General features: G+C 64.3%; 24 protein-coding genes and 1 other annotated feature. Of the genes, 11 read left to right on the plus strand and 13 right to left on the minus strand.

The window, feature by feature from the left end:
- Positions 1 to 23 precede the first annotated feature (23 nt).
- Positions 24 to 2,171, plus strand: coding sequence for a TonB-dependent receptor (locus HV765_RS04425; RefSeq protein WP_175168940.1), 2,148 nt, complete (start codon positions 24 to 26; stop codon positions 2,169 to 2,171).
- A 105-nt stretch (positions 2,172 to 2,276) separates the two neighbouring features.
- Positions 2,277 to 2,329: a sequence feature (sul1 is cis-regulatory element that is thought to sense ions involved in sulfur or methionine metabolism; They are found in Alphaproteobacteria), on the plus strand.
- 33 nt (positions 2,330 to 2,362) lie between these two features.
- Entirely contained in the window at positions 2,363 to 3,829 is a 1,467-nt protein-coding gene (locus HV765_RS04430; protein ID WP_175168941.1) for a SulP family inorganic anion transporter, read from the plus strand.
- Between the two features lie 194 nt (positions 3,830 to 4,023).
- Here the strand turns inward: HV765_RS04430 and HV765_RS04435 are convergent, their stop codons facing one another.
- The 4 genes from HV765_RS04435 to HV765_RS04450 form a co-directional block, all read right to left on the minus strand.
- Positions 4,024 to 5,697 carry an ABC transporter ATP-binding protein gene (locus HV765_RS04435; RefSeq protein WP_175168942.1) on the minus strand — a complete coding sequence of 558 codons (1,674 nt, stop codon included), beginning with the start codon at positions 5,695 to 5,697 and terminating at the stop codon, positions 4,024 to 4,026.
- Positions 5,698 to 5,881: 184 nt separating this feature from the next.
- Positions 5,882 to 6,985: a DUF748 domain-containing protein gene (locus tag HV765_RS04440; RefSeq protein WP_175168943.1), complete on the minus strand. Its 1,104-nt coding sequence runs from the start codon at positions 6,983 to 6,985 to the stop codon at positions 5,882 to 5,884.
- A 202-nt stretch (positions 6,986 to 7,187) separates the two neighbouring features.
- The gene (locus HV765_RS04445; protein ID WP_175168944.1) at positions 7,188 to 7,364 is read right to left on the minus strand and encodes a hypothetical protein; all 177 of its coding nucleotides are present in this window, start codon (positions 7,362 to 7,364) and stop codon (positions 7,188 to 7,190) included.
- A gap of 288 nt (positions 7,365 to 7,652) precedes the next feature.
- Entirely contained in the window at positions 7,653 to 8,558 is a 906-nt protein-coding gene (locus HV765_RS04450; RefSeq protein WP_175168945.1) for an EAL domain-containing protein, read from the minus strand.
- Positions 8,559 to 8,863: 305 nt separating this feature from the next.
- Here HV765_RS04450 and HV765_RS04455 point away from each other — a divergent pair, with 305 nt between their 5' ends.
- Together HV765_RS04455 and HV765_RS04460 are read left to right on the plus strand one after the other, a co-directional pair.
- Entirely contained in the window at positions 8,864 to 10,993 is a 2,130-nt protein-coding gene (locus HV765_RS04455; RefSeq protein WP_175168946.1) for an FUSC family protein, read from the plus strand.
- Positions 10,994 to 11,324: 331 nt separating this feature from the next.
- Positions 11,325 to 12,161 carry a universal stress protein gene (locus tag HV765_RS04460; RefSeq protein ID WP_054422146.1) on the plus strand — a complete coding sequence of 279 codons (837 nt, stop codon included), beginning with the start codon at positions 11,325 to 11,327 and terminating at the stop codon, positions 12,159 to 12,161.
- Positions 12,162 to 12,169: 8 nt separating this feature from the next.
- Here the strand turns inward: HV765_RS04460 and HV765_RS04465 are convergent, their stop codons facing one another.
- The 3 genes from HV765_RS04465 to HV765_RS04475 form a co-directional block, all read right to left on the minus strand.
- The gene (locus tag HV765_RS04465) at positions 12,170 to 13,126 is read right to left on the minus strand and encodes a 2-hydroxyacid dehydrogenase (protein ID WP_175168947.1); all 957 of its coding nucleotides are present in this window, start codon (positions 13,124 to 13,126) and stop codon (positions 12,170 to 12,172) included.
- Positions 13,127 to 13,304: 178 nt separating this feature from the next.
- Positions 13,305 to 13,457, minus strand: coding sequence for a DUF3309 domain-containing protein (locus HV765_RS04470; protein WP_006222114.1), 153 nt, complete (start codon positions 13,455 to 13,457; stop codon positions 13,305 to 13,307).
- Positions 13,458 to 13,574: 117 nt separating this feature from the next.
- On the minus strand, positions 13,575 to 13,736 hold the full coding sequence (locus tag HV765_RS04475; protein WP_175168948.1) for a hypothetical protein: 162 nt from the start codon (positions 13,734 to 13,736) through the stop codon (positions 13,575 to 13,577).
- Between the two features lie 205 nt (positions 13,737 to 13,941).
- Between HV765_RS04475 and HV765_RS04480 the strand changes: the two genes are divergently transcribed.
- Positions 13,942 to 15,000 carry a DNA topoisomerase IB gene (locus HV765_RS04480; protein ID WP_175168949.1) on the plus strand — a complete coding sequence of 353 codons (1,059 nt, stop codon included), beginning with the start codon at positions 13,942 to 13,944 and terminating at the stop codon, positions 14,998 to 15,000.
- Here HV765_RS04480 and HV765_RS04485 read toward each other — a convergent pair whose 3' ends face one another.
- Entirely contained in the window at positions 15,001 to 15,252 is a 252-nt protein-coding gene (locus tag HV765_RS04485) for a hypothetical protein (protein WP_054422143.1), read from the minus strand.
- A gap of 148 nt (positions 15,253 to 15,400) precedes the next feature.
- On the opposite strand from HV765_RS04485, the gene HV765_RS04490 reads away from it, so the two are divergent.
- Together HV765_RS04490 and HV765_RS04495 are read left to right on the plus strand one after the other, a co-directional pair.
- Entirely contained in the window at positions 15,401 to 15,733 is a 333-nt protein-coding gene (locus HV765_RS04490; RefSeq protein WP_054422142.1) for a four-helix bundle copper-binding protein, read from the plus strand.
- 76 nt (positions 15,734 to 15,809) lie between these two features.
- On the plus strand, positions 15,810 to 16,151 hold the full coding sequence (locus tag HV765_RS04495) for an ElaB/YgaM/YqjD family protein (RefSeq protein WP_054422141.1): 342 nt from the start codon (positions 15,810 to 15,812) through the stop codon (positions 16,149 to 16,151).
- A gap of 72 nt (positions 16,152 to 16,223) precedes the next feature.
- On the opposite strand, the gene HV765_RS04500 is transcribed toward HV765_RS04495, so the two are convergent.
- The gene (locus HV765_RS04500; RefSeq protein WP_054422140.1) at positions 16,224 to 16,397 is read right to left on the minus strand and encodes a CsbD family protein; all 174 of its coding nucleotides are present in this window, start codon (positions 16,395 to 16,397) and stop codon (positions 16,224 to 16,226) included.
- 143 nt (positions 16,398 to 16,540) lie between these two features.
- A complete protein-coding gene (locus tag HV765_RS04505) occupies positions 16,541 to 17,131 on the minus strand; it encodes a hypothetical protein (protein WP_054422139.1) in 591 nt (196 codons plus the stop codon).
- Positions 17,132 to 17,275: 144 nt separating this feature from the next.
- Between HV765_RS04505 and HV765_RS04510 the strand changes: the two genes are divergently transcribed.
- Positions 17,276 to 17,554 carry a hypothetical protein gene (locus tag HV765_RS04510; protein ID WP_054422138.1) on the plus strand — a complete coding sequence of 93 codons (279 nt, stop codon included), beginning with the start codon at positions 17,276 to 17,278 and terminating at the stop codon, positions 17,552 to 17,554.
- Positions 17,555 to 17,583: 29 nt separating this feature from the next.
- On the opposite strand, the gene HV765_RS04515 is transcribed toward HV765_RS04510, so the two are convergent.
- Positions 17,584 to 17,865 carry a hypothetical protein gene (locus HV765_RS04515; RefSeq protein ID WP_245636280.1) on the minus strand — a complete coding sequence of 94 codons (282 nt, stop codon included), beginning with the start codon at positions 17,863 to 17,865 and terminating at the stop codon, positions 17,584 to 17,586.
- Between the two features lie 141 nt (positions 17,866 to 18,006).
- Between HV765_RS04515 and HV765_RS04520 the strand changes: the two genes are divergently transcribed.
- Positions 18,007 to 18,390, plus strand: a complete 384-nt coding sequence (locus HV765_RS04520) for a hypothetical protein (protein ID WP_054422137.1) — start codon at positions 18,007 to 18,009, stop codon at positions 18,388 to 18,390.
- Positions 18,391 to 18,510: 120 nt separating this feature from the next.
- Here the strand turns inward: HV765_RS04520 and HV765_RS04525 are convergent, their stop codons facing one another.
- On the minus strand, positions 18,511 to 19,896 hold the full coding sequence (locus HV765_RS04525; RefSeq protein ID WP_054422136.1) for a sigma-54-dependent transcriptional regulator: 1,386 nt from the start codon (positions 19,894 to 19,896) through the stop codon (positions 18,511 to 18,513).
- 262 nt (positions 19,897 to 20,158) lie between these two features.
- Between HV765_RS04525 and HV765_RS04530 the strand changes: the two genes are divergently transcribed.
- Both HV765_RS04530 and HV765_RS04535 read left to right on the plus strand, forming a co-directional pair.
- Positions 20,159 to 21,103, plus strand: a complete 945-nt coding sequence (locus HV765_RS04530; protein ID WP_338077793.1) for a sigma-54 interaction domain-containing protein — start codon at positions 20,159 to 20,161, stop codon at positions 21,101 to 21,103.
- 104 nt (positions 21,104 to 21,207) lie between these two features.
- A complete protein-coding gene (locus HV765_RS04535; protein ID WP_254600445.1) occupies positions 21,208 to 22,704 on the plus strand; it encodes an RNA polymerase factor sigma-54 in 1,497 nt (498 codons plus the stop codon).
- A gap of 106 nt (positions 22,705 to 22,810) precedes the next feature.
- Here the strand turns inward: HV765_RS04535 and HV765_RS04540 are convergent, their stop codons facing one another.
- Positions 22,811 to 23,167, minus strand: a complete 357-nt coding sequence (locus HV765_RS04540; RefSeq protein ID WP_175168951.1) for a superantigen-like protein SSL4 — start codon at positions 23,165 to 23,167, stop codon at positions 22,811 to 22,813.
- Between the last annotated feature and the right edge of the window lie 26 nt (positions 23,168 to 23,193).

Here is a 23,193-nt window from a genome sequence, read left to right on the forward strand (position 1 = left end):
GTCATCGCTTACCGAGAGCACTCATGTCTTTTCATCCCGCCGGGGCGCATTGCGTCCTGAAGCGGCGCGTGGCCGTCTGGACGGCACTCGCCTCTGTTTTTTCCACGTCATCAGTCCTGCATGCCCAAACGGCGCCCGTCGCCACCCTGCCCGCCATTTCTGTGTCGGGCGACACGCCATCGCCGACCTTGCTCGCGCCATCGGCCACCGGCACCTTGTTGGGCCTGACGCCATTCGAGACGCCCGCCAGCATCGAGATCATCAGCAACGAACAGCTGCGTGCGCGCGGCGCCACCACCGTCACCGACGCCATCACCCAGGCCGCCGGCATCACCGCCATGCGCCACCCGGGTAACGGCGGCTCGTCATTGTCATCGCGCGGGTTTACGGATTCCAATTCGGTCGCCCAGTTGTATGACGGCGTGCGCCAGTACGGCGGCGTCGGCCAAACGTTCATGTATGACCCCTGGGCCGTGGACAGCATCGAAGTGCTGCGCGGCCCCGCCTCCGTGCTGTATGGCGAAGGCGCCATCGGCGGTGTCGTGAACGTGATTCCAAAAAAGCCCACGCGCGGCCCCATCGAAAACGAATTCATGACGGCCGTGGGCACGCACGATACCCAGCGCTTCGGCTTTGGCAGCGGCGGCGCGCTGGACGACAAGTGGTCATACCGGCTGGACGTCAGCGGCAACCACACCGATTCCGGCATCAGCCTGGGCGATTCACGCGACGCGGCCATCACCGCCGCGGTGCGCCTGGACGTGTCGCCCGAGCTGAATTTTACGCTGACGCAGGCCTATGCGTGGCAGGAGCCCACCCGCTACTTCGGCACCCCGCTGGCCGATGGCACCCTGGATTACGGGCTGGCCAAACACAATTACAACGTCGCCGACAGCAAGATCATCTATCGCGACAGCCGCACCGAGCTGAAGGCGGAATGGTCGCCCAACCCCGCAACCCTTGTCAGAAGCCGCATCTACGCCATCGGCAGCAAGCGCGACTACCGCGACGCCGAAAACTACGCATGGGTGCCGGGCGGCATGATCGAGCGCAGTGGCTACACCGAAATCCGCCACGACCAGGAACAGGTGGGCACCGTCACCGACGCCGCCTTTGACGGGCATCTGTTCGGCCTGGCCAACAAGGTGGCGGTGGGGTTCGAACTGAACCGCGCCTCGCTCAAGCACACCAACAACTCGCCCTATTCCGGCACGTCGCTGGTGGACCCGTATGACGTCGACCATGGCCGCTTCATCAACATCGCCGGCACCACGCCGCGGTACCGCAACACGGCCAGCCAGTACGCCTTCTTTGCCGAAGACCGCTTGATGCTGAACTCGCGCTGGTCGGTGCTGGCCGGGTTGCGCTATGACCATATCGACCTGAAGCGCCGCGATCTTGTTGCCGACGAAACCGCCTTTCGCACCACCTACAGCAACGTGGGCTGGCGCGTAGGGACGGTGTACGACGTGCTGCCCACGGTGTCGGTCTACGCGCAATACGCCCAGGCCGCCGACCCCATCGGCAGCCTGCTGCTGCTGTCGCCCGCCAATAAGAACTACGAGCTCTCGCAAGGCAAGCAGTTGGAGATCGGCGTGAAGCAGACCTTCTGGGACAACAAGGGCCAATGGACCTTGGCCGCCTATCACATCAAAAAGAACAACCTGGTCACGCGCGACCCCAACGACCCGGCGCTGCGCATCCAGGTCGGTGAGCAATCGTCGCGCGGGGTGGAGGCCACGCTGGGTGTGGAACTGACTCCGGCCTGGCGCTTGGACTTGAACGCCGTGGCGCTGCGCGCCCGCTATGACGACTTCAACGAATCGGTGGGCGGCGTGTCGGTCTCGCGCAATGGCAATGTGCCGACCGATGTGCCTGAGCGCGTGGCCAATGCCTGGCTCAGCTGGAAGTTCGCACCGCAATGGACGGCCAGCGCGGGCGTGCGTTACGTGGGCAAGCGCTATGCGGACGCGGCCAACCGCTTGGAAATGGCGGGCTACGCCACCACCAACCTGGCGCTGCAATGGGAGCCCCGCCGCGACCTGAGCCTGGCGCTGCGCGCCTTCAATGTGTTTGACCGCCAGTACGCGGAAACCGCTTACTACAACCAGACGCAATGGCTGGTGGGTGAAGGCCGGCGCGTGGAGCTCAGCGCGAATTACCGCTTCTAAGACCCGCCAGCACCCCGCCTAAGGCCCTCTCCCGCCCGTACGACGGGGTGTACAATTCCGCCCGCCGCCTCTGCAACGGAGGTGGCGGACCGACATCGCGGTCCTCGTGGACCCGGCATGCCGGGTGGCTCGGCCGGGCGCCTATCCCTCGGACAACTCCAAGCGATCTCGGACGCATTCCGAGCCCACACATGTCTTTTTTCTTGCAGCTTCGCAGCCGCTGGATGTCCAATCCGCGTGGCGACATCCTGGCGGGCATTCTTGTCGCGCTTGCCCTCATTCCTGAAGCCATCGGCTTTTCGATCATCGCTGGCGTCGACCCCAGCGTCGGGCTGTACGCCTCGTTTTCCATTGCGTTGATCATCGCCTTCACGGGCGGCCGCCCGGGCATGATCTCGGCAGCGACGGCCGCGGTCGCCGTGCTGGTTGCGCCGCTGGTGCGCGAGCACGGCATCGGCTACCTATTCGCCGCCACCGTCCTGATGGGCGTCGTGCAGATCGCGGCCGGTTTCTTGCGGCTGGACTTGCTGATGCAATACGTGTCGCGCTCCGTCGTGACGGGCTTCGTCAACGCGCTGGCCATTTTGATCTTCATGGCGCAATTGCCCCAACTGACCGGCGTGACCTGGGTCGCCTACGCCATGGTTGCGGGCGCGCTGGCCATCATCTACCTGCTGCCGCGCGTCACCACGGCGGTGCCGTCGCCGCTGGTGGCCATCATCGCCATGACCGCGGTGTCGATCTACGGCGGGCTGGACGTCAACACGGTGGGCGACATGGGCGCACTGCCGTCGGCCCTACCCTCGTTCATGATTCCCGACGTGCCGTTCACGCTGGACACGCTGCGCATCATCTTGCCGTACTCGGTGACGATGGCCGCCGTGGGCCTGCTGGAATCCATGATGACGGCGCAAATCGTCGATGACATGACCGATACCCACAGCGACAAACGCCGTGAATGCAAGGGCCAGGGCATCGCCAATATCGTCACGGGCTTTCTGGGCGGCATGGGCGGTTGCGCCATGATCGGGCAGTCGGTCATCAACGTGCGGTCGGGCGGACGCACCCGCTTGTCCACCTTGGTCGCCGGCACGTTTCTGCTGTTCCTGATTGTGGTGCTGGGGCCGCTTGTGGCCCGCATTCCGATGCCGGCGCTGGTGGCGGTGATGATCATGGTGTCGATTGGCACGTTCAACTGGCGCTCGTTCCGCAACCTGCGCTCGCATCCGTGGCAATCGTCGGTGGTGATGCTGGCGACCGTGCTGGTGGTGCTCTGGACGCACGACCTTGCCCGGGGCGTGTTCACAGGCGTGGTCCTGAGCGGTTTGTTCTTTGCCGGCAAGGTAAAGCGCATGCTGAACGTCACGTCGCACCTGTCGGCAGACGGCGCCACGCGCACGTACCGCTACGCGGGGCAGGTGTTCTTCGCATCGGCCAGCCGCTTTGCCGCCGCCATCGATTTCCACGAGCCGGTCAAGACGGTGGTGATTGATCTGTCGGCCGCCCACTTCTGGGACATTTCGGCCGTGGACGCGTTGGAGAAGACTGTGGCCAAGCTGCGCCGCGCGGGCCGGGCCGTGGACGTCATCGGGCTGAACGAAGCCAGCGCGACGCTCGTGGGCAAGCATGGCGCGCCGGCAGCACCGGGCGCGCATTGATGTGGCTTGGAGTCTGTGGCTTTGAGTCTTCGGCTTTGACTCAGTGGCTTTGACTCAGTGGCTTTGACTCAGTGGCTTTGACTCAGTGGCTTTGACTCAGTGGCTTTGAGTCCGCGGCTTTGAGTCTTTGGCTGTGAGTCTGCGCCTTGAAGTCTGCGGCTTTGAGTCTGTGGCTTGCAGTTGGCAGCTCCGCCTCAGGCCGCCAGGCGCAGCGCGACTTCGGCCGGGTTCCACTTCTTGCCCGGCACCGCCGCCAGCAACGCTTGCGTGTAGGGGTGGGCGGGTTGGCGGAACACGTCGGCGCACACGCCAGATTCCACCACGCGGCCGCTCTTCATGACCGCGATGTGGTCGCACACCTGGGCGGCCACGCGCAAGTCATGCGTGATGAAGACGATGGACAAGCCCAACTGGTCGCGCAGCCGCGCCAGCAAGGCCAGCACCTGCGCTTGCACCGACACGTCCAGCGCCGAAACGGGTTCGTCCGCAATCAGCACGCGCGGCTGCATCGCCAGCGCGCGCGCCAGGCCCACGCGCTGCCGTTGCCCCCCGGAGAATTCGTGCGGGTAACGACGGATGGCGTCCGCCGACAATCCCACCAGTTCAAATAATTCGGCGGCGCGCGCCATGGCTTCGCGCCGTGGCGTGCCGTGCACCATCGGGCCTTGCGCCACGATTTCGCCCACGCGCTGACGCGGGTTCAATGACCCATACGGGTCCTGGAACACCATCTGCACGCGCCGTGCATGGTCTCGATGGGCGCTTCCACCCTTGAACACCAACGGTTTGCCCGCCAGCGTGATGGCGCCCGCATCGGGCGGCACCAGACCGAGCAAGGTCCGCGCCAGCGTGGATTTTCCAGACCCGCTTTCCCCCACGATGCCTAACGTGCCGCCTTCGCGCAGCGTGATGGACACGCCGTCGACCGCATGCGTTACGCGGCCCGCACGGCCCAGCCAGCCGCGCTTGCGGTAGGTCTTGGACAGCGCGTCGGTACTGAGAATGACCGGCGCATCGTCGAAGCTGCCTGCTCTTGCCGCAGCCGGCTCCAAGGGCGGCACGGCAGCGATCAGCGCACAGGTGTACGGGTGGCGCGGGTGCTCCAGCACTTGTTCGGCCGTGCCGTTTTCCACCAGCACACCCCGCTGCATCACGGCGACCCGGTCAGCGATCTCGGCCACGACACCAAAGTCATGCGTGATGAACAGCACCGCCGTGCCTTTGCGGCGTTGCAGGTCGTGGATCAAATGCAGAATCTGCGCCTGCGTGGTCACATCGAGCGCGGTGGTGGGTTCGTCCGCAATCAGCAATGCGGGTTCCAGCGCCAGCGCCATCGCGATCATGGCGCGTTGGCGTTGTCCGCCCGACAATTCATGCGGGTACGCCTCCAGCGCCTGCGCCGGCTCGGGCAGCCGCACCGACTCCAGCAGGGCCAGCGTCCGCTCGCGGATGTCGGCGCGGCCCAGGCGGGTGTGCGTACGAAACACCTCGGCAATCTGGTCGCCAATGGTGCGCAGCGGGTTCAACGCCGTCATCGGTTCTTGAAAGATCATGCCAATGCCCTGGCCGCGCAAACGCCGCATGGCCTCAGCAGGCAGACGCAGCAGATCTTGTTCGCCCTGCCACAAAATCTGGCCGGCGCTCGCGCGCACGTCCTGAGGCAGCAGGCCAAGAATGGCGCCCGCGGTCAGCGATTTCCCCGATCCGCTTTCCCCCACCACGCAAAGGATTTCGCCGGAATTGATCGTCAGGGATACGTCTTTCAACGCATGTTGGCGGTCAGCGCCCGGCGGCAGGTCTACCGTCAGGTTCTTGATCTGCAGCAAGGGGCGCGATGACGACGGGGGCAGCTGGGACGGGGTGCGCATGAGACGGCTCGGCAGTTCGGATAAGACAAGCTGCCGATGATAGGTCTGCGCCCCAGCGCCGGGAAATGCCGATTCCTCATTTGCTCATGCGGCCCGCGCGGCATCGCTTGCACCTGCCGCTTGCGCCTGCCGCTTGCACCTGCCGCTTGCGCCTGCTGCTTGCGCCTGCTGCTCACGCCGCACTTCAGGGGCTGAGCATGTCTGATATGGCGTCGCCCAATTCCTTGACCGCGCCGCTCACCCCTTCCGCCGCGCCTTCCGCGCCGATACCGATCGCACGCCCGAAGCCCCGCGCCACTTGCGCCGCGAAGCCGCGCGTCACCGAGAACTTGGGGTTGTCCAGGCTGCCGCGCAATGCGAACTCGAAGCGCAGCACGCCAGACTTGTCTTTCATGGCGGCCAACACCGCTTTGCGCGGCAACGAAAACAGCGAGCCATCACCACTGAACTGCAAACCGCGCAAGGCCACCGTGCCTGCGGCGCGAAGCTCTTGTTTGGCGATCTTGGTGGTCATGTCCAGATCCATGGTGCCGCCCGTCAGCGTGCCGGCGCCGTTTGCCGACAAGTACGGCGCGGCATGGCGGATATCCATATTGCGCACGGCCACCTTCATATCGGCGTCCGTGCTGCCCACGGCCAGCCTGCCCTGCGCATGGACCGTGGATTCGCCGTTGCGGTTGTCTTCGACGATCCCATTGAATTCAAAGTCGCTTTGCGTGCCATCGCCCGGGATCGCGACGGGGCTCAATCGGGCCTGTACATTTTTAAAGGGGATGCGATGCGGGGGCTTGGCGACCGCGGCGTCCAGATAATCCAGGCGGCCGTCGCGCAGGATGAGCTCGCCCATGTGGATCGGCATGGGCCGCCGCGATTTACCATCGCCGCCGTCGCCCGAGTGCAGCGCGGTTTGCAAGGCGGGGGCAATCTGCATGTCGCCGTCCGCGCCACGTATTACCGAAAAATCGAACCCTTCCACCACCACCGACTTGAACACGGCTTCATGCCGCAAAAAGGCGGACCACTCCGGCTCCAGCACGACGCGCTTCGCGCGCACCGCAGTCTGATTGGCCGAGCCGGGCACGTTGACGTCCGTCAGCACGACTTGGCGAAATCCCACCTGGATGTCAGCGACCTGGCCGCGCGGCCCGAGCATGCCCGCAATACGCTGCTCGACGATGCGGGTTGCCGCGAACGCCAGCACGGCAGCCAGCGCTATCAGCACAAGCAGCACCCCCATCGTGGTGCCCAAGGCGGATCGCTGGCGTGGCGCAACGGCGTTCGTGCTCATAGAGTTCCTGGATGGATTGGGGTGGACAGGTGCAAGGTCAACAGCGCATCGTCAGAGATCGCGCGGCAAGTTTCAATGGCCAAAAAGGATGATGGCAGCTAAGCCGTCCCCAATGCAAACGGCCCCGTCCGCGCTTGCTGGCACGGACGGGGCCGCCGGGATACGCGCTGCCGGTATGCGGACTCAAGGCGCGATCAAGATGCTAGCGTTGGGTCTTGTTTTGCTGGCCCGGATTTTGGCCCGCTTGCCCTTGACCCTTGTCGGCGGTCTGGCCGGCTTGACCGGGCTGCTGACCCGGCTGGTTGCGGTCCTTGGGATTTTCCTGGGCCTGTTGCTTTTGGGGCTGCTTTTGCTGGTCCGGCTGATTCTGGTTGGACATTACAAGTCTCCTAGTAGGCGGAAAGGACTCCCGCGCTATCAGGGGTAGCAACTGACGTGCCCAAGCGCCGTTTAGGGGTGGAAAAGGATGCAGGTTCTGAGCGGCCCCGTTTCTTCGGGGTGAGCGGCGTGCCGGCGCCGGTAAGAATTACCGCCCCGCCCGCCAGCGCTGCCCATTACGGGGTGGCAGCGCGCATATGGGATGAAGATGCCCTATTGAGTGACGACGCCTTTGAGGGGTGAAGATGCCCTTATTGAGTGACGACGCCTTTGAGGGGTGAAGATGCCCTTATTGCGTGACGACGCCCTTTGGAATGACCGGTTCGGCTTCGCTGCCGTCGAAGGCCTCGAGCCAGGACGAGGCGTAACTGGCCGGCGCTGACAAGGGCTCGACGCCGTCGCGTTGGCTGCGCAGGCGCAGCATCAACGCGTCCAGCGGCATCGGGCGGCCTAGTGCATAGCCTTGGCCGTAACGGCAGCCCGCAGCGCGCAAGGCAGGCACGTCGGCCACATTTTCCACGCCTTCGGCGACGACGCGCCAGCCCATGCGGGTAGCCAGTTCGGCCGCCGAGCGCAAGACTTCGAACGCCACGGCGCTGCGCCGCATGCGGGTGACGAAATATTGGTCGATCTTCACTTCAGACAACGGAATGGCCGACAGCAACTTGAGCGATGCGTGGCCCGTGCCAAAGTCGTCCAGGCTGACCTCGCAGCCCGCCTCTTCCAGCTTCAACAGCGAGGCGCGCAGCACATCCAGTTCTTTGATGGGTTCGTCTTCGGTCAGTTCGATACGCACCAAAGACGCGGGCAGCTCGGCCGCGCGTATGCGCTCAAGCAAAAAATTCACGGCGTTTTCATCTGACAAGGTGGTGGCGGGCGCATTGACGGCAATCGGCACCGCCACGCCGGCGCGGCGCATCGTCAACAGCATGTCGATGACTCGCAGGCAAACGCGTTCGAACAAATGCCGGTCCAGGCCCATGCGATTGATGGCGGGGATGAATTCAGCAGGCATGACCAGCCCCAAGCGGGGATGCTGCCATCGCGCCAGTGCTTCCGCCGACACGATCTTGCCAGTCAGCAAATCCATCTGCGGCTGCAACAGCACCCGCAATCCCTCTTTACCTGCCACCATGGCCGCGATTTCGTCATCGCTGACCACCGAGCTCGTGGAAGCCTCGTGATTCGGCGTCATGTCTACGCTCCTCGCGCGCCTCTGATAAATGGCCTGCGCTGTCCGGGCGCAGATAGAGGCACATTGGGACATGAGTATTCACTTCGGGCTTACCGCAAGCGCGCCGACGAAAAATTCGGCGCGCTGAACCGCTAGTGTTTTTTATGCCATTTTGCGCAATTGTTCCAGCCAATTTTGCACAAATGATGTCGTAAGGTCACATGGATGTAACCATACGTTATGCCGACGTCCACGCGCACGCCTTGTCGACATGGTAGGGTTTGCGTCTTTCGGCCTTCGGGCCTAATTGCTGCTTCAAGATCAGCGTGACGAATCTGCTTTCCCGTTGGCGCGCATCGCTGCGCAATGTCCTGTGGCTGGACGCCCTGCAAGCCGCCGCCATCAGCGCGGCCCCTGTCATTCTTGCCGTGCTGGCGCACGAGCCGCGCCTGGGCTGGACCGCCATCGCGGCGTTCTGGGCCTGCTTCGGCGACCCCGGCGGCCCGCTGCGGCAACGTGCCGGCTCCATGCTGGCGTTGGGGCTGATTGGCGCCCTCTTCTGTTTTCTGGCCAGCGCCAGCGCCGGGCATTTATGGCTGCTGTTGCCGCTGACGTTCATCTGCTGCACGTTTGGCGGACTGCTGCGCGTGCTGGGGCCGGCGGCCGCCATTGTCGGCACGCTGCTGTCAGCCGGCTTCGTCGTCGCCGCCGAGTTACCCGCGCCGACACTCACTGAAAGCCTGTCCTACACGCTGTTCTTCCTGGCCGGCGCCGTCTGGGCCATTTTGATGACGGCGCTGGTCTGGCGCCGCCGCCCCTGGAAGGACGCCACCCATGCCGTTGCGCATTGCTATCGTGGCCTGGCCGATTTTGCCGACGCGCTGGCGCGCATGTATTCAGGCTTGACGCCCGCCGCCGGGCCGCAAGCCTGGACGGCCGTCACCAAGCCCCAACGCAGCGCCCAGCGCGCGGCCTTGGAAGCCGCCCGCGTTCGCATCCGCGAAGTGCAAGACACCCGCCCGTCGCGGCGCGCCCGCGCCCACCAGCTGATGTATTTACTGGACAGCGCCGAAGACAGCTTCATCGCCCTGGTTGCGGCGGCGGACCTGCTGGAATCCAATGCGCCGCGCTGGCTGGGCCGCAGCGCCGGCGCGCACCTGTCCCATGCGCTGCACCGCTACGCCAGCGTCTGCAACGCCATCGCCAGCACGTCGGACGTCAGCGACGCCAAGCAGGCCGAGTGCCTGCGCGAACGGCTGGCCCATTACAGCGCGGGCCTGCACGACTTGCGCGGCGGCGCTATGGCGTATGCGCCCGATCTGGCCACCGTGGTGCCGGTGCTGGACCGCCTGCTGCACACCGCGCAATCCGTGATGCAGGCCCTGTTCGACCAGGGCGACGCCCCTGCCGCGCCCGCGCAAGGCCCCGCCGTGAGCAGCCGCGCGCGCCAGGCCTGGCGCACGTTGCGCCAAAACCTGGGCGTCGAGTCCGACGCGTTCCGCCACGCGTTGCGGGTGGGCATCGGCGCAACCATCGCCGTGGCCTTGTCCAAGACGTTCGCCGTCAACCATGGCTATTGGATGTCGTTGACGCTGGTGTTCATCCTGCAACCGTACTTCGCCACCACCTGGCAGCGCACCGTCGAACGCGTGATCGGCAGCGTGGCCGGCGCCATTGGCGCGTCGCTGCTGGGCCTGTTGCTAAGCACGCCGTTGTCGGTTGCGCTGGCCGTGCTGCCCATTGCCTTGGGCACATTCGCCGCCCGCACGATTCACTACGCGCTGTTCACATTCTTTCTGACGTCGCAGTTCGTGCTGGTCAGCCATATTCAGCAGCCGGATATTTATGAACCCATGCTGGCTGCGCTGCGTGCGTTCAACAGCGTACTGGGCGGCATCCTGGCCTTGCTGGTGGGCTTTCTGGTGTGGCCGGAAAAAGAACCCCGCCAACTGACAGGCGCCTTGACCCGCGCACTGGAACGCCACGCCGCCTACGCCTTGGCGCTGATCCGGCAGAAAAGCGGCGAGCCGGATGCGCCAGGCGAGCCAGATATCGTCGGCTTGCGCCGCCTGGCCTGCCTATCTGCCGACAATGCCGAGGCCTCGTTGCAGCGCTTGCAGCAAAACCCAGTGCACCGCGACCGCAACGTGGACACGGCCGTGAATTTGCTGAACGCCATGCGGCGGATCACCGCGGCAGGCACCGTACTGGAAATCCAGCCAGCGCTTCCCGCGCAAGCACCGGCTGCGGACGCGCTACGCGAATACGGTCTGGTCCTGGCGCATGCGCTGCATCCGCAGGACGGCGCACAGGATGTGCCACCGCGCCAACTGGCGGTGCCGCCCGCGATTGCGGCGGCCGACCCGGCGCTGGCCGGGCCGCTAGACCGCATCGCGCAGCAGGCGCGCCAGGTTCGACAACTGCGGGACCGCGTCGAAAAGGAACCGGCCCGATAGCCAGACCTTCAGCCGGCCCCGGCGATATATTGGCCCGGCCCTAGCCATGTCTTGACCCGGCCCTGGCCATGTCTTGACCCGACCCTGGCCATGTCTTGACCCGGCTCCGGCGATATCTTGACCCTGCCCCGGCCATATCTTGACCCTGCCCCGGCCATATCTTGACCCTGCCCCGGCCATATCTTGACCCTGCCCCGGCCATATCTTGACCCTGCCCCGTCAATATCTTGACCCTGCCCCGGCAATATCAAGACGGCTTGATACGCATCAATAGCGGCCTTCATGGAAAGCGCAACCATGCAGATATGGAACGCTTATTAAGGAGGCCGCCATGTATCGCCGCATTTCCGTCCATCTGGACCACGGATTCGATTGCACCCGCCGCACGGCATTGGCGCTGTCACTCGCCAAGCGCCACAAGGCCGAGCTCGTTGGCATCTACGCCAGCGCCGCACCGCCACAGTATTACTACGGCGAATCCGTGCTGATGTCGCGCACGCTTAGCGTGATGAAGGAAATCCAGGCGCAAAATCGGGGCGCGGTTCAGAACGCGTTCCTGGAAGCGGCCGCCGCCGCCGATGTGCCGGCTGTGGTGCGCGCCGGAGAGGCCTCCCCCAGCGCCAGCGTGGCCCTCTACGCCCGCGCGAGCGACCTGGTCATCGTCAGCCAGTTCAACCCGGACGACGTGGAAGCCGCGCACGAAACCGAATTTGTCGAACAGATGTTGTTGACCGCGGGCCGCCCCGTGCTGGTGCTGCCTTCCAGCGGGAATTTTTCCGCCGTGGGCGAGCGCGTGCTGGTGTGCTGGGACGGCAGCCGTGAAGCCGCCCGCGCGCTGGCCGACGCCGCACCCGCGTTGCGTCTGGCGTCGCGTCTGGTGGTGCTGACCATGGACGAAGGCGGCGCCTCGTCAAAAGGCGAAGCCGTGCCGTTTGAAGACCTGGCCACCTACTGCGTCGCCCAGGGCATGCCGGCGCCCGACCACGTGCGCCGCGACATCAAGGGCGTTGGCGTGGGCAGCACCATCCTGAACGCCGCGGCCGACCATAGCGCCGACCTGATCGTCATGGGCGCCTATGGTCACAGCAAGTTCCGCGAATGGGCGATGGGCGGGGCCACCGCCTCTATCCTGAAGAGCATGACCGTACCGATCATGTTCTCGCACTAAGCCCGCGATCAGGCGGCTTCGGCGTGCGCGTCCAACACGGGCGTCAGCACGGCTTGGCCGCTGAAATGCGCCGTGGCGTTTTGCAGGAACAACGTCACGGTGGCTTCGACCGCTTCGGGCGAACGGCCGGCGCTGTGCGGCGTCAGCACCACGTTCGTCAACGCCTTGAGCGCATCGGGAATGGTGGGCTCGCCGTCCACCACGTCCAGCCCCGCGCCCGCAATGCGGCCGTTGGCCAACGCGGCGATCAATGCGTCGGTATCCACGACGCTGCCGCGCGCAATGTTCACCAGGTAGCCCTGGGGGCCCAACGCATCCAGCACATCAGCGTTCACCAGATGACGCGTACCCGCGCCGCCGGGCGTCGCCACCACCAGAAAGTCTGACGCCGCCGCAAGATCGCGCGCGTTATCGAAATAGGTGTAGCCGGATTCCGGGCGAGCGCGCCGGTTGTAATAGCCAACGCTCATGCCAAAGCCATTGGCGCCGCGCTTGGCAATTTCAAGGCCGATGGTGCCCAGGCCCAAAATGCCCAGCCGTTTGCCGGTGACTTGCGGCCCCATGAACCCGCTCCAGTGGCCTTGACGCACCCAGGCGTCGGCTTGGGGCAGATGGCGCGCAGCGCCCAGCAGCAGCGCCATGGCGTGGTCGGCCACCGACACCGCATTGGCACCGGGGCCGTTGGTGACAATGATGCCGCGCGCGGCGGCGGCGGCCAGATCAATATTTTCGTAGCCCACCCCAAGCGAACAGATCAGCTCAAGCTTGTGCAGCGCCGCCATCTCGTCGGCGCGAAAACCTGTGGCGCCGCGGGTCAACACCACGCGGATATCGTCCGCATGTTGCGCGATTGCGTCCGCGCGAGCCTGGGCGGTGGGAGCGTACACGGCGTGAAAGCCGCGGGCTTCAATGGCGTGCAGGTAGTCATGCACGCTGTCGATCAAAATCAATAAGGGAATGGTCATGTTGGCGTAACGGGGTGAGCGAAGGTCGGTATCAAGGCGGGGAAATCTTACGCCTCGTCCCGCCCCTTCGCTACCCGGTACCGCCACCCGCCGTCCAGCGAGCGACCATTCCCGGTAAACCACGTTGTCTGACCCGGCTTGCCGCGTGGCAAGCCGCCGTCAGTCAACCGTCAGGCGCTTATATTCGCCCCATCAGCAGCATCACGATCAGCACGATCACGACGATGCCGAGCAAGCCGCTGGGGTAATAGCCCCAGCCCTTGCTGTGCGGCCAAGCGGGCACGGCGCCGATAAGCAGCAGGATCAGAATGATCAGCAGGATGGTCGACATGATGACTCCTCGTCTTGTTTGATTCGATCTTGGTTATTCGATCTTGGTGATACGAATTTACGGACTTCGATCTTGTTGATTCGTTTTATTCAAGGGCGAGATCCAGCATCACTGGCATCAACGCTTGGGCGGATCAATTTCCCTGATCGGGGGAGACAGCGGCGGCAGGTCCACCTCCGGCTCATCCGTATCCGGTTCCACCGGCAAATCACCCGGCGGCGATCCGGGCGGAATCGGGTCGGGTTTGGGCGGCACATGTAGTTGCATTGAGTCTTGCATGGCACTCTCCTTAAAGGGCTTCGGGTCTTTGTCTTGCTGCCCGACCCTTCAGCAAGCGCCGTGCCCAAGCCCCGCCGCCCTGCGGGAAAGCGTTGGATGGCACGCCGCTTGCTAGAACTCGCTAAGCGCCAGAGGCGGGTCAGCCGTCCAAGCAGCCACTCATTACAGCTAACCCGTGCAGCCGCCCAACGCAGCCGGAGAACGAATGGATACCCGCATCTCGCCCGCCGAACCGGCCCTTTGCGCCGCCGTCGAACCTCCGCTGGTTTATGTAGACGACTCGCAGCCCGGCTACCGGCGCGTTCGTGTCAACGGCAGCACGTTCCACTACGTGGATGCGCACGGCAAGCGGGTTAAGGATGCCGCCGAAATCGCCCGCATCCATGCCCTGGTCATTCCGCCCGCCTACGAAGATGTGTGGATCTGCGCCCTTCCCCATGGCCATCTGCAAGCGACTGGGCGCGATGCCCGCGGACGCAAGCAATACCGCTATCACCCCGCCTGGGCCACGATGCGCGATGCGGGCAAATATCAGAATCTGCTGGCCTTCGGTTTGGCGCTGCCGCGCATTCGCCGCCAGGTCGCCCGGGATATGCAGGCGCCGGGGTTGGCGCAAGAGAAAGTGATTGCCACCTTGGTGCGCTTGCTGGAAACCACGCTGATCCGCATCGGCGCGCGGGAATATGCGCGCGAGAACAAATCGTATGGCCTGACCACGTTGACGCGGCGGCACACCACCGTAGCCGGCAGCCAGTTCCGGTTTCGCTTTCAAGGCAAGAGCGGCGTGCCGCATGACGTGACAGTCAGGGACCGCCGCGTGGCGCGCATCATCAAGCGCTGCCTGGAAATTCCGGGGCAGCAGCTATTCCAATACCTGGATGAAGATGGCGGCAAACACCCGGTGGATTCGGGGGCCGTCAATGCGTACCTGCGTGCGGCGGGCGACGGCGATTTCACCGCCAAGCACTATCGCACCTGGGCCGGTTCCGTGTTGGCCTACGCCGCGCTGCAAGCCCGGCCGTTTGAGAACGACGCGCAGGCCAAGCAGACGGTCGTCGACGTGATCAAGGACGTGTCCAAGCGTTTGGCCAACACGCCTGCGGTATGCCGGGCATGTTATGTCCACCCCGCCGTGCTGGACGCCTATCTGGCCGGCGCCTTGCCCGCCAAGGCGCGCGCGCCAGCCGGGCCACGCGGACTGGATGCCAGCGAGCGGCGGCTGTTGGCCTTTCTTCAGAAGCTGCCGCCCGCCGCCCCGGCCTGATCAGAACAAGGATGAGCGCGCGTTCTTCGCACGCGGCTGCGGCGCGGCCCCATCGGCCCAGTTCGACTCGGTCTGGTTATCCACCACCGCACGCTTGTCGCGCGCCGCTTCGTCGGGTGTCGAGGCGTCTGGTTTAACCGGTTGATTTGGCACGTCGACGGGACCCTGCGGGGGCAGTATCTTAGCGTTGTCCTGCACAGGCGCCGCCTGCTTGGCGGAAGCAGCGGGTTTCGAATCGGATCGGGATGTCATGGGGGTCTCCTGCCTGGTTTCGAGTTTTCATCCTACGGCCAACTGCCGCGTCAGAGCACTGGCACCCACTTCAAATTGCAAGCGGATGTGGCCGGGCAAGCTCGCACACGCCTTGGCCGGCCACCCTGGGCACTCACAAGGAGATGCAATGCGAGACCCAAACTTCGAGCAATGTGTGCAAGCCTGCTACGAATGCGCGGTGGCATGTGACCAGTGTGCCGCAACCAGCCTGGAGATCAACGCGGCTCGCATGAAGCGCTGCATCAGCCTGGCGATTGATTGCGCCAGCGTGTGCCGCTTGTGCGCCGCCATGCTGGCGCGTGACGGAGAATTTTCTACCGCGCTATGTACTTTGTGCGCCTTGGTCTGCGATGCCTGCGCCCGCGCATGCGCCCCGCACCAGGACATGGAGCATTGCCAGATTTGCGCCGGGGCATGCCTGGCGTGCACGCTGGCTTGCCAAGACATGCTCGAGGCTTGACGCCTCGGCACGCCACGCGGCCGCACGGGCCGGATCGCGCTGGCGGATATTGCGCCCGACTGCCAGGAGCTTTCAGATGGCCTCTACGAACACCCCTCTGCCTTCCGATTTCCCCGAGAATGGCCCGGATAATCGTGGGTTGCGCAGGCGCGCACGCCATCCGGAAAGTTGGATCGATGAAATTGAAGCGACCTTGCGTGATGCCGATCCCGGCGATCTTGATGCGCTGAAGGCGCGCCTGGCCGATCAGTTAGCGGCAACGCGAAGTAGCCTGCGCGAGGCCTCTGAAAATGCCGGCGATCTGATGCGCGAAACCATCGACTGCACCGAGGAATACATCCACGCTCGCCCCTGGCAAGCCGTTGGGCTCGTCGCGGGCGCAGCATTCCTGTTCGGCGTGATTGTCGGACGGCAGTAAGCCCGCCCTCGCACACGCGCCAAAAAAAAGCCGGGGCATTCCCCGGCTTTTTTCGTACTGGCCAAGTGCGTCTTACGACTTTTCGACCTTGTCCTTGGCATCGCCGTAAGCGGCCTGCGTCTTGCCGGCCACCTTTTGCGCCGTCCCCTTCAATTCGGTGGACGTGCTGCCGGTCGCTTTGCCAGCGACTTCTTTCGCCTTGCCAACGGCCTCATTGACTCTGCCCTTCACCTGGTCCTTGTTCATGGCTTTCTCACTTTTCATCGCGTTGATAGGTTAGTGGCGCTGTCGCCAGCACCTGCCCCTCTACAGCAAGCGGCGTGCCCAAACCCGCCGCAACGAGAATTGGAATTGCGTGCACCCGTCGACACGCGCGGGGCGCCCCGCGATCAAGGCAGCGTGGACGCCTCCTCAACCGGGTGCGGCGGCTTGAGCGGATCAAAGTCTTCCCACTTGCCGCCCTGCCAGCGGCCTTGTGCGCGCTCGATGTCGCGGCCGCCGGATTCCCGAAGCACGCGCCGCGCCAACGCATCCTGGCCCGGGGCCACATGCAGGGCCAGCATCACGCCAGCCGGCCTTACCGCCGGGTGCACCTCTTGTGCGCGCGGTGTGTTGGCCGCCTTGCGCTTGTTCCGTCCGATGATCCATAGCGCGCCCGCCAACGCACCCAGGTAGGCCCCGACCCCTGCCGCCGCGATCACGACAAAGATCGACGCGGCCACACGCGCCGCGATCAAGCCGCCTGCCAAGGCGAACACCAGCCCCAGCACCGACGCGCCCGCGACGGCGCCCAGGTGCCCGCCCTTTGAATCCGGGTCTGCCAGCCGGTCACCGCCCAAGGGGTAGCGGCCATGCTCACCCGCCGAATTGATATAGAAGGTGTGCACATCATCTTCGGTGAAGCCTTCCGCGAAGAGCTTCTGTGCGGCCACCGTGGCCTGGTCGAAGGTTTGAAATCGTGCAGCGACGATTAGTGACATGGCGATCTCCCGTTTTGTCCTGCGGTTTGCTTATCCGAGGCCAGCAATTGCCATACCCGCCTTGAAGCGGCACGACGATTGCTGGGTAGGTGCAAGCACGGGCGTCCTGCCCAGGCTTCTGCCTTCACCTTCCCGGAGACCGCCATGTCACGCACCCCACCCCCCGATTTCCCTGAGCTGGACCCGAGCGGGCGCCCGGATCTAGGCCCCAGCGATTCGTCTGATTCCGCCAGCGACCTGCCTCCCGGGATGGCCCACACGGACAGCGATTCCCAGGCCACGGGCGATCGCGAAAGCGTAGACCCCAACCTGCGCGACGACGATGGCCGCGATATCGCACCCGACCGCGTCACAGGCGAAGACGAAGCTGGCGTTTCCCATTCACCGCCCAACCCGGTGCGCAATGGCGGAACGGCTGATTGAAAAAAGCCGGGCAAGGCGCCCGGCTTTTTTTACTTCCCCTCGGGCCGCTTGCCCGGGTACTGCCCGCCTTCCTCGTACTCCGGTCCCTGCTGGTTGGGTTGTTTGTCCGCGTGGCGCTTGCTCGCCGGCGGCGCTTTGCCAAACTCCGGCTTGTCCGCACCGAACTGGCCGCTGCGATGCGCGGTGTCGGTGTCATCGGTAGGCGTGTTGGCCTGGGGTTTTGCCGGGTCGTTGGCCGGGTTTTTGGCAGGGTTTCTGGCCTGGCCGTTGGCCGAGTCATTCACTTGATCACTGCGCGAGTGCGGTTCCATCTCTTTCTCCATATGGCGTCATGCGCAAGCTGTGGCGCAAGTGCCGTGCCTGGGCCGTGCCTGGCCCCGCGCGGGAACGGCGCTTGCTAAGGGGTGGTTGAGGTCCAGCCTAACCCGGACCCATATCCAAAGGAGTCAGTCATGAATCTGTCCAGAACCGTTTGCCCCGCCATCGCTCTCTGCCTGTCCGCCGTGGCGTTCCAAGCGTCCGCGCAAACCACGCAAGGCGGTTCTCCGCCCGTTCGCACGAACGATCAGATCGACAATCAATACAAGATGGACAAAAAGGCGTGCGACGGTATGAAGGGCAATCAAAAGGACGTTTGCCAGCAGCAGGCCGAAGCCAATCGCGACAAGGCGAAGGCCGATGCCAAGGCGGGCAAGGAAAAGGCCGAAGCCAACCATGACGCCGCCAAAGTCAAGAACGACGCCGATTACAAGGTGGGCAAGGAAAAATGCGACGCCATGTCGGGTAACGCCAAAGACGCGTGTATGGCTGACCTGAAGACGCGCCACGGCAAGTAAGGCGGTTCGAGGCGGCGGCGCGATGCTTGCCGCCTCAGTTCAGCAAGGCCCTATGTGGATTTCGGGGGCCTCAACCGAGAAAGGCCCTATACGGAATTCCGGGGCCTCTTCCGAAAGACCTTATGCGGAATTCCGGGAATTGCGCGCGCCGCCGGCGTCTTCACCTGGCAGCGCATACCCGGCCGCCGCATATTCTTCCAGGCGGTTATAGAGCGTCTTCGGACTGATGCCCAGCATCAACGCCGCCTGCTTCTTCACGCCATTGCAGCGTTCAAGCGTGGCCAGGATCAAGCGCCGGTCTGCTTCAGCCAGCGTTTCGCCCACGGGCACACTGACCTGCGCAGCGTCCGCGTCGCCGCCCGGCGACACATGCGGTGCCAGCATATCCACGTCCAGCACGTCGCCGTCGGCCAGAATGAAGGCGCGGCGCACGAAGTTCTTCAACTCGCGCACGTTACCCGGCCATTCGTATTGCTTGAGCACCTCGTCGGCCTGCGGTGAAAACGCTTTGTTCTTGCCCGATTCCTGGTTTTGGGCCTGCAAAAAGCGCCGCGCCAGGAACAGGATGTCGTCACCGCGCTCGCGCAGCGCGGGCAATTGAATGGGGAACACGCTAAGCCGGTAGTACAAATCTTCGCGCAGCTTGCCTTCCTGCACCGCCTGCTCGGGGTTGCGGTTGGTGGCGGCGATGATCCGGATATCGCAGCTGATTTCGCGGTTGGTTCCCACCCGCATGAAGCGCCCGGTCTCCAGCACGCGCAGCAGCTTCACCTGCAAGTCCAACGGCATTTCGGTGACTTCGTCCAGGAACAAGGTGCCGCCATCGGCGCGTTCGAAATAGCCCTTGTGCTGACGATCGGCGCCGGTAAAGCTGCCCCGTTCGTGCCCAAACATCTCGCTTTCGATCAGGTTCGGAGAGATCGCGCCGCAATTCACCGCAATGAACGGGCGTTGGCGCCGCGTGCTCAGTTCATGAATGGCGTGGGCGGCCAGTTCCTTGCCCGTACCGCTTTCGCCGATCAGCAAGGTCGTGACATTGGTGGGGGCCACGCGCCCCAGTTGCCGGTACAGCTCCAGCATGCGCTCAGACTGGCCGAACAGCTTGCCAAAGCGTCCCGGCTCTTCAAACGGCATACCGGGCAAATCTCCCCCAGCATTGGTGACGACGCGGGTCAGGATCTCATTGAGCCGTTCCATGCAGATGGGCTTGACCAGGAAATCGCTGGCGCCCAGGCGCAATGCCTGCACCGCGTAGTCGACCGAGCCGTGCCCCGTCATCACAACGACTTCGGCACTGGCGATCGCCACGTTGTTGAAAATGTCCATGCCATTGCCGCCCGGCAGACGGACATCGGTCAGGACCAGATCCGGCGCTTGGCGCTCGAGCTGAATCAGCGCGTCTTTGACGCTGCCCGCGACCGCAACCGAAAACCCGCTATCGCGGCCCATCTCGGCCAGTGTTTCCCGAATCGCATCATCGTCGTCGACGATTAGCAGGTGTGGCATAGCTTCTCCGTATTGCCCTGCGCGGCGCGACATGTGCGCGCGCGTTTGCATGAGATTGAGAATAGTCACTCTGACGGCGAGAAGCGTAAATTTTCGATACCGTCCACTAAAGTTTTCGAATACTTGCAACTGGTCGCAATCGGCGCGGCACCGCCCTACTACCATGGAAATATCGCGAGCAGGCCCGGCGGGCCGAGGTATCAGCATGGTAAATCGCACCACCACCGGGCGCGAGGATGCGGTTGCGTCCCCCCCGACCCTTATGGACGTGACGGGGCTGTCGCCCGTCATGCAAAAACTAGGGGCCCAGTTGCAACTGGCCGCCTCGACCGACGCCAGCGTGTTCATCGTTGGTGAAAGTGGCGCGGGCAAGGAAATTGTTGCGCGCGCGATTCACGACGCCAGCGAACGGCGCGACCAGCCCTTCGTGGCGGTCAACTGCGGCGCTATCAGCGGCACGCTTGCCCATGCCGAACTTTTCGGCCATGAGAAAGGCAGCTTTACCGGCGCGGTGTCGCAGAATGCCGGCTACTTCGAATACGCCAGCGGCGGCACCCTCTTCCTGGATGAAGTCACCGAGATGCCACCCGACATGCAGGTGCATTTCCTGCGCGTGCTGGAAGCCGGCACCTATCAACGCGTTGGCGGCTCGGACTTGCTGCGCGCGAACGTGCGCATCATCTGCGCCAGCAATCGCGATCCGGGCGTCTCGGTGGCTGAAGGCCGGCTACGGCAAGATTTCCTGCATCGGCTGCTGGTCGTGCCGCTGCGCGTGCCACCGTTGCGCGAGCGCGGCGACGATGCATTGATTCTGGCGCACCGGTTCCTGGATACCCTGAATACGCAGCACCGCACGGAAAAGACGTTTTCCAAAGCCATGCTGGACGCCATTGCGCAGCACGACTGGCCGGGTAACGTCCGCGAATTGCGCAACGTCGTGCAGCGCGCCTACATCTTGTCGGACGCGCAACTGGATACCCCACTACTCACCCGCGCAACCGCGCACTCGCAAGCCGAAGTCCGCGATGGCGCGTTGAACTTCCCGGTAGGCATGCCGCTGGGCCGCGCGCAACGCGCATTCATCCTGGCCACATTGGCGCATCACGATGGCGACAAGCGCTTGGCGGCCGACACCTTGGGCGTCAGCCTGAAGACCTTGTACAACCGCCTGGACGTGTACGAAAAAGAAGGCGCAGCCGGGCATTGAGCAGTTCTTACCGCCCGCTTGTAATACGGTGGCGCAAGCGGGTGGTGCGCACCTTGCTTTCCGCCCGGCAACGCAGTTGGCACAGTTCTTGCATGAGTACCAGGATGCGCCGCCCTTTGGCGGCTTCCATTCAGGAGACTCGTTTGGGCCACCCTACGCAAGAATTGCGCCTGCGCCAGCAAATGACGTTGGCGCCCCGCTTGCAGCAGTCCGTCAAGCTGCTGCAAATGTCAGCGCTGGAGTTCACGACTGCGGTGGAACACGCGCTTGCCACCAACCCGTTTCTTGAGGATATCGACGAGCTCGATAACGACCAGCCGTCCATCGGCGCGGTTCCCTTGAGTAGCGTGCACGGTGGCGGCGAAACGGGACACGTTGCGGAACCGGCCAGCCCGGCCACGACCGAGGCCGACGACACCCCACCCGATGCGCCCGCCTATTCCGGCGACTACCCCACGCAATCTGCCAGCGGTGGCGACACCAAGGACATGGGCCAATGGGTCAGCGCATCCGTATCGATGCGCGAACGTCTGTCGGCGGATTTGGGTAACTACCATCTGCAGCCGCGCGACCGCTTGCTTGCCGAATTCATCATTGATGCGTTAGACGACGACGGCTATCTGCGCGCGCCGCTCACCAGTCTGTGCAGCACAGAGCGCCCCGAGTTCAGCCCCCCGCCCGACGAAGGCGAATGGCTGGCGGCGCTGCGTCTGGTGCAACAGCTGGATGCTCCCGGCCTGGCCGCGCGCGACCTGGCGGAATGCCTGTCGCTGCAATTGGCGACCGTTCGCGCCGTTGACGCGTCGATCCGCGATCTGGCGTTGCGTATGGTGAATGAGCATCTGGACCGCCTGGGCAAGAATGACTGCGTCGGCCTGCGCCGCGTGCTCGGGTGTTCCGACGACGAGGTGCGCGACGCCTGCGCATTGATCCGCAGCCTGAACCCCAAACCGGGTTCGCGCTACAGCGTGGACGAGCCCGTCTATGTGGTGCCTGATGTGTTCGTGGATAAATGGCAAGGCCGTTGGCGCGTGCTGCCCAACCGCAACGCCATGCCGCATGCGCGGTTGCACCGCACCTATGCCGACCTGTTCCGCCGCGCGCGGCTGGATGACCGCAGCCCCATGGCGCAGGAATTGCAGGAAGCGCGTTGGCTTGTGCGCAATGTCGAACAGCGCTACACCACGATCCAGCGCGTGGCCGAGGCCATCGTCAAACGTCAGCAGACCTTTTTTGAATACGGCGAGGTGGCGCTGCGCCCGCTGATGTTGCGCGAAGTGGCCGACGATTTAAACATGCACGAATCCACGGTCTCGCGCGCCACGGTCGGCAAGTACATGGTGACGCCCCGTGGCGTCTTCGAGTTTCGCCACTTCTTCTCGCGCGAGCTGGCGACTGAATCCGGCGGCTCTTGTTCCGCTGCCGCCGTGCGTGCGCTGATCAAGGAAATGGTGGAAGCGGAAGACCCGTCCATGCCCTTGTCAGACGTGGCGCTGACGCAGCAATTGGCGGCAAGCGGCATTCTGTTGGCACGGCGGACAGTATCGAAGTATCGCGGCCAGTTGCGCGTGCCGCCTGCGGAGTTGCGCCGGCAGCACTAGCAATGCGTCACGGTGGGCCGTGAACGATGAACGGTCAATGGTCTGGCCGCCAATCATCACGCCAAAAAAAGGCTTCCCGAAGGAAGCCTTTTTCGTGGCGGGCTACTTACTTCGAGCCGCCCGAGTTCGGGTATCCCGGAGGGGGTGCCGCACCGGCCGCAGGCGTGCGCGGCACGTTATCGTTCGCTTCGCGCGGGCGCTTCGGCGTTTCTTCCGAATGCTTCTTACCCGACGACATCGTGCCACTGTGCTGCGTGCTGGGCGGCGTGGTGCCGGTGGACGGCGTCGCGTTGGGTGCGGGCGCCATCTGCCCCGGCGGCAGCGCACGATTCGGCTGCGCGGCGGACGCATCGTTCGGCGTGGAAGACGGCGTGGTCGGCGCGGCGGATTGGGCCAACACCGTGCCGGCGGACGTCAGGCCGGCCATCAGTACAAAAGCGCAAGTCAGGGCACGAGATTTCATGGTCAGGCTCCTAGGTTGGAATGCAC

This window comes from Achromobacter kerstersii, from assembly GCF_902859595.1.
Lineage (GTDB): Bacteria > Pseudomonadota > Gammaproteobacteria > Burkholderiales > Burkholderiaceae_B > Achromobacter > Achromobacter kerstersii.

Coding starts and splice junctions, on each gene's coding strand:
- HV765_RS04475 (WP_175168948.1), bottom strand. CDS start 13,736: ATGCAAGACTCAATGCAACTACATGTGCCGCCCAAACCCGACCCGATT.
- HV765_RS04470 (WP_006222114.1), bottom strand. CDS start 13,457: ATGTCGACCATCCTGCTGATCATTCTGATCCTGCTGCTTATCGGCGCC.
- HV765_RS04490 (WP_054422142.1), top strand. CDS start 15,401: ATGCGAGACCCAAACTTCGAGCAATGTGTGCAAGCCTGCTACGAATGC.
- HV765_RS04440 (WP_175168943.1), bottom strand. CDS start 6,985: ATGAGCACGAACGCCGTTGCGCCACGCCAGCGATCCGCCTTGGGCACC.
- HV765_RS04505 (WP_054422139.1), bottom strand. CDS start 17,131: ATGTCACTAATCGTCGCTGCACGATTTCAAACCTTCGACCAGGCCACG.
- HV765_RS04510 (WP_054422138.1), top strand. CDS start 17,276: ATGTCACGCACCCCACCCCCCGATTTCCCTGAGCTGGACCCGAGCGGG.
- HV765_RS04515 (WP_245636280.1), bottom strand. CDS start 17,865: ATGGAACCGCACTCGCGCAGTGATCAAGTGAATGACTCGGCCAACGGC.
- HV765_RS04530 (WP_338077793.1), top strand. CDS start 20,159: ATGGACGTGACGGGGCTGTCGCCCGTCATGCAAAAACTAGGGGCCCAG.
- HV765_RS04495 (WP_054422141.1), top strand. CDS start 15,810: ATGGCCTCTACGAACACCCCTCTGCCTTCCGATTTCCCCGAGAATGGC.
- HV765_RS04500 (WP_054422140.1), bottom strand. CDS start 16,397: ATGAACAAGGACCAGGTGAAGGGCAGAGTCAATGAGGCCGTTGGCAAG.
- HV765_RS04525 (WP_054422136.1), bottom strand. CDS start 19,896: ATGCCACACCTGCTAATCGTCGACGACGATGATGCGATTCGGGAAACA.
- HV765_RS04450 (WP_175168945.1), bottom strand. CDS start 8,558: ATGACGCCGAATCACGAGGCTTCCACGAGCTCGGTGGTCAGCGATGAC.
- HV765_RS04465 (WP_175168947.1), bottom strand. CDS start 13,126: ATGACCATTCCCTTATTGATTTTGATCGACAGCGTGCATGACTACCTG.
- HV765_RS04485 (WP_054422143.1), bottom strand. CDS start 15,252: ATGACATCCCGATCCGATTCGAAACCCGCTGCTTCCGCCAAGCAGGCG.
- HV765_RS04535 (WP_254600445.1), top strand. CDS start 21,208: ATGCGCCGCCCTTTGGCGGCTTCCATTCAGGAGACTCGTTTGGGCCAC.
- HV765_RS04445 (WP_175168944.1), bottom strand. CDS start 7,364: ATGTCCAACCAGAATCAGCCGGACCAGCAAAAGCAGCCCCAAAAGCAA.
- HV765_RS04460 (WP_054422146.1), top strand. CDS start 11,325: ATGTATCGCCGCATTTCCGTCCATCTGGACCACGGATTCGATTGCACC.
- HV765_RS04480 (WP_175168949.1), top strand. CDS start 13,942: ATGGATACCCGCATCTCGCCCGCCGAACCGGCCCTTTGCGCCGCCGTC.
- HV765_RS04520 (WP_054422137.1), top strand. CDS start 18,007: ATGAATCTGTCCAGAACCGTTTGCCCCGCCATCGCTCTCTGCCTGTCC.
- HV765_RS04430 (WP_175168941.1), top strand. CDS start 2,363: ATGTCTTTTTTCTTGCAGCTTCGCAGCCGCTGGATGTCCAATCCGCGT.
- HV765_RS04435 (WP_175168942.1), bottom strand. CDS start 5,697: ATGCGCACCCCGTCCCAGCTGCCCCCGTCGTCATCGCGCCCCTTGCTG.
- HV765_RS04540 (WP_175168951.1), bottom strand. CDS start 23,167: ATGAAATCTCGTGCCCTGACTTGCGCTTTTGTACTGATGGCCGGCCTG.
- HV765_RS04425 (WP_175168940.1), top strand. CDS start 24: ATGTCTTTTCATCCCGCCGGGGCGCATTGCGTCCTGAAGCGGCGCGTG.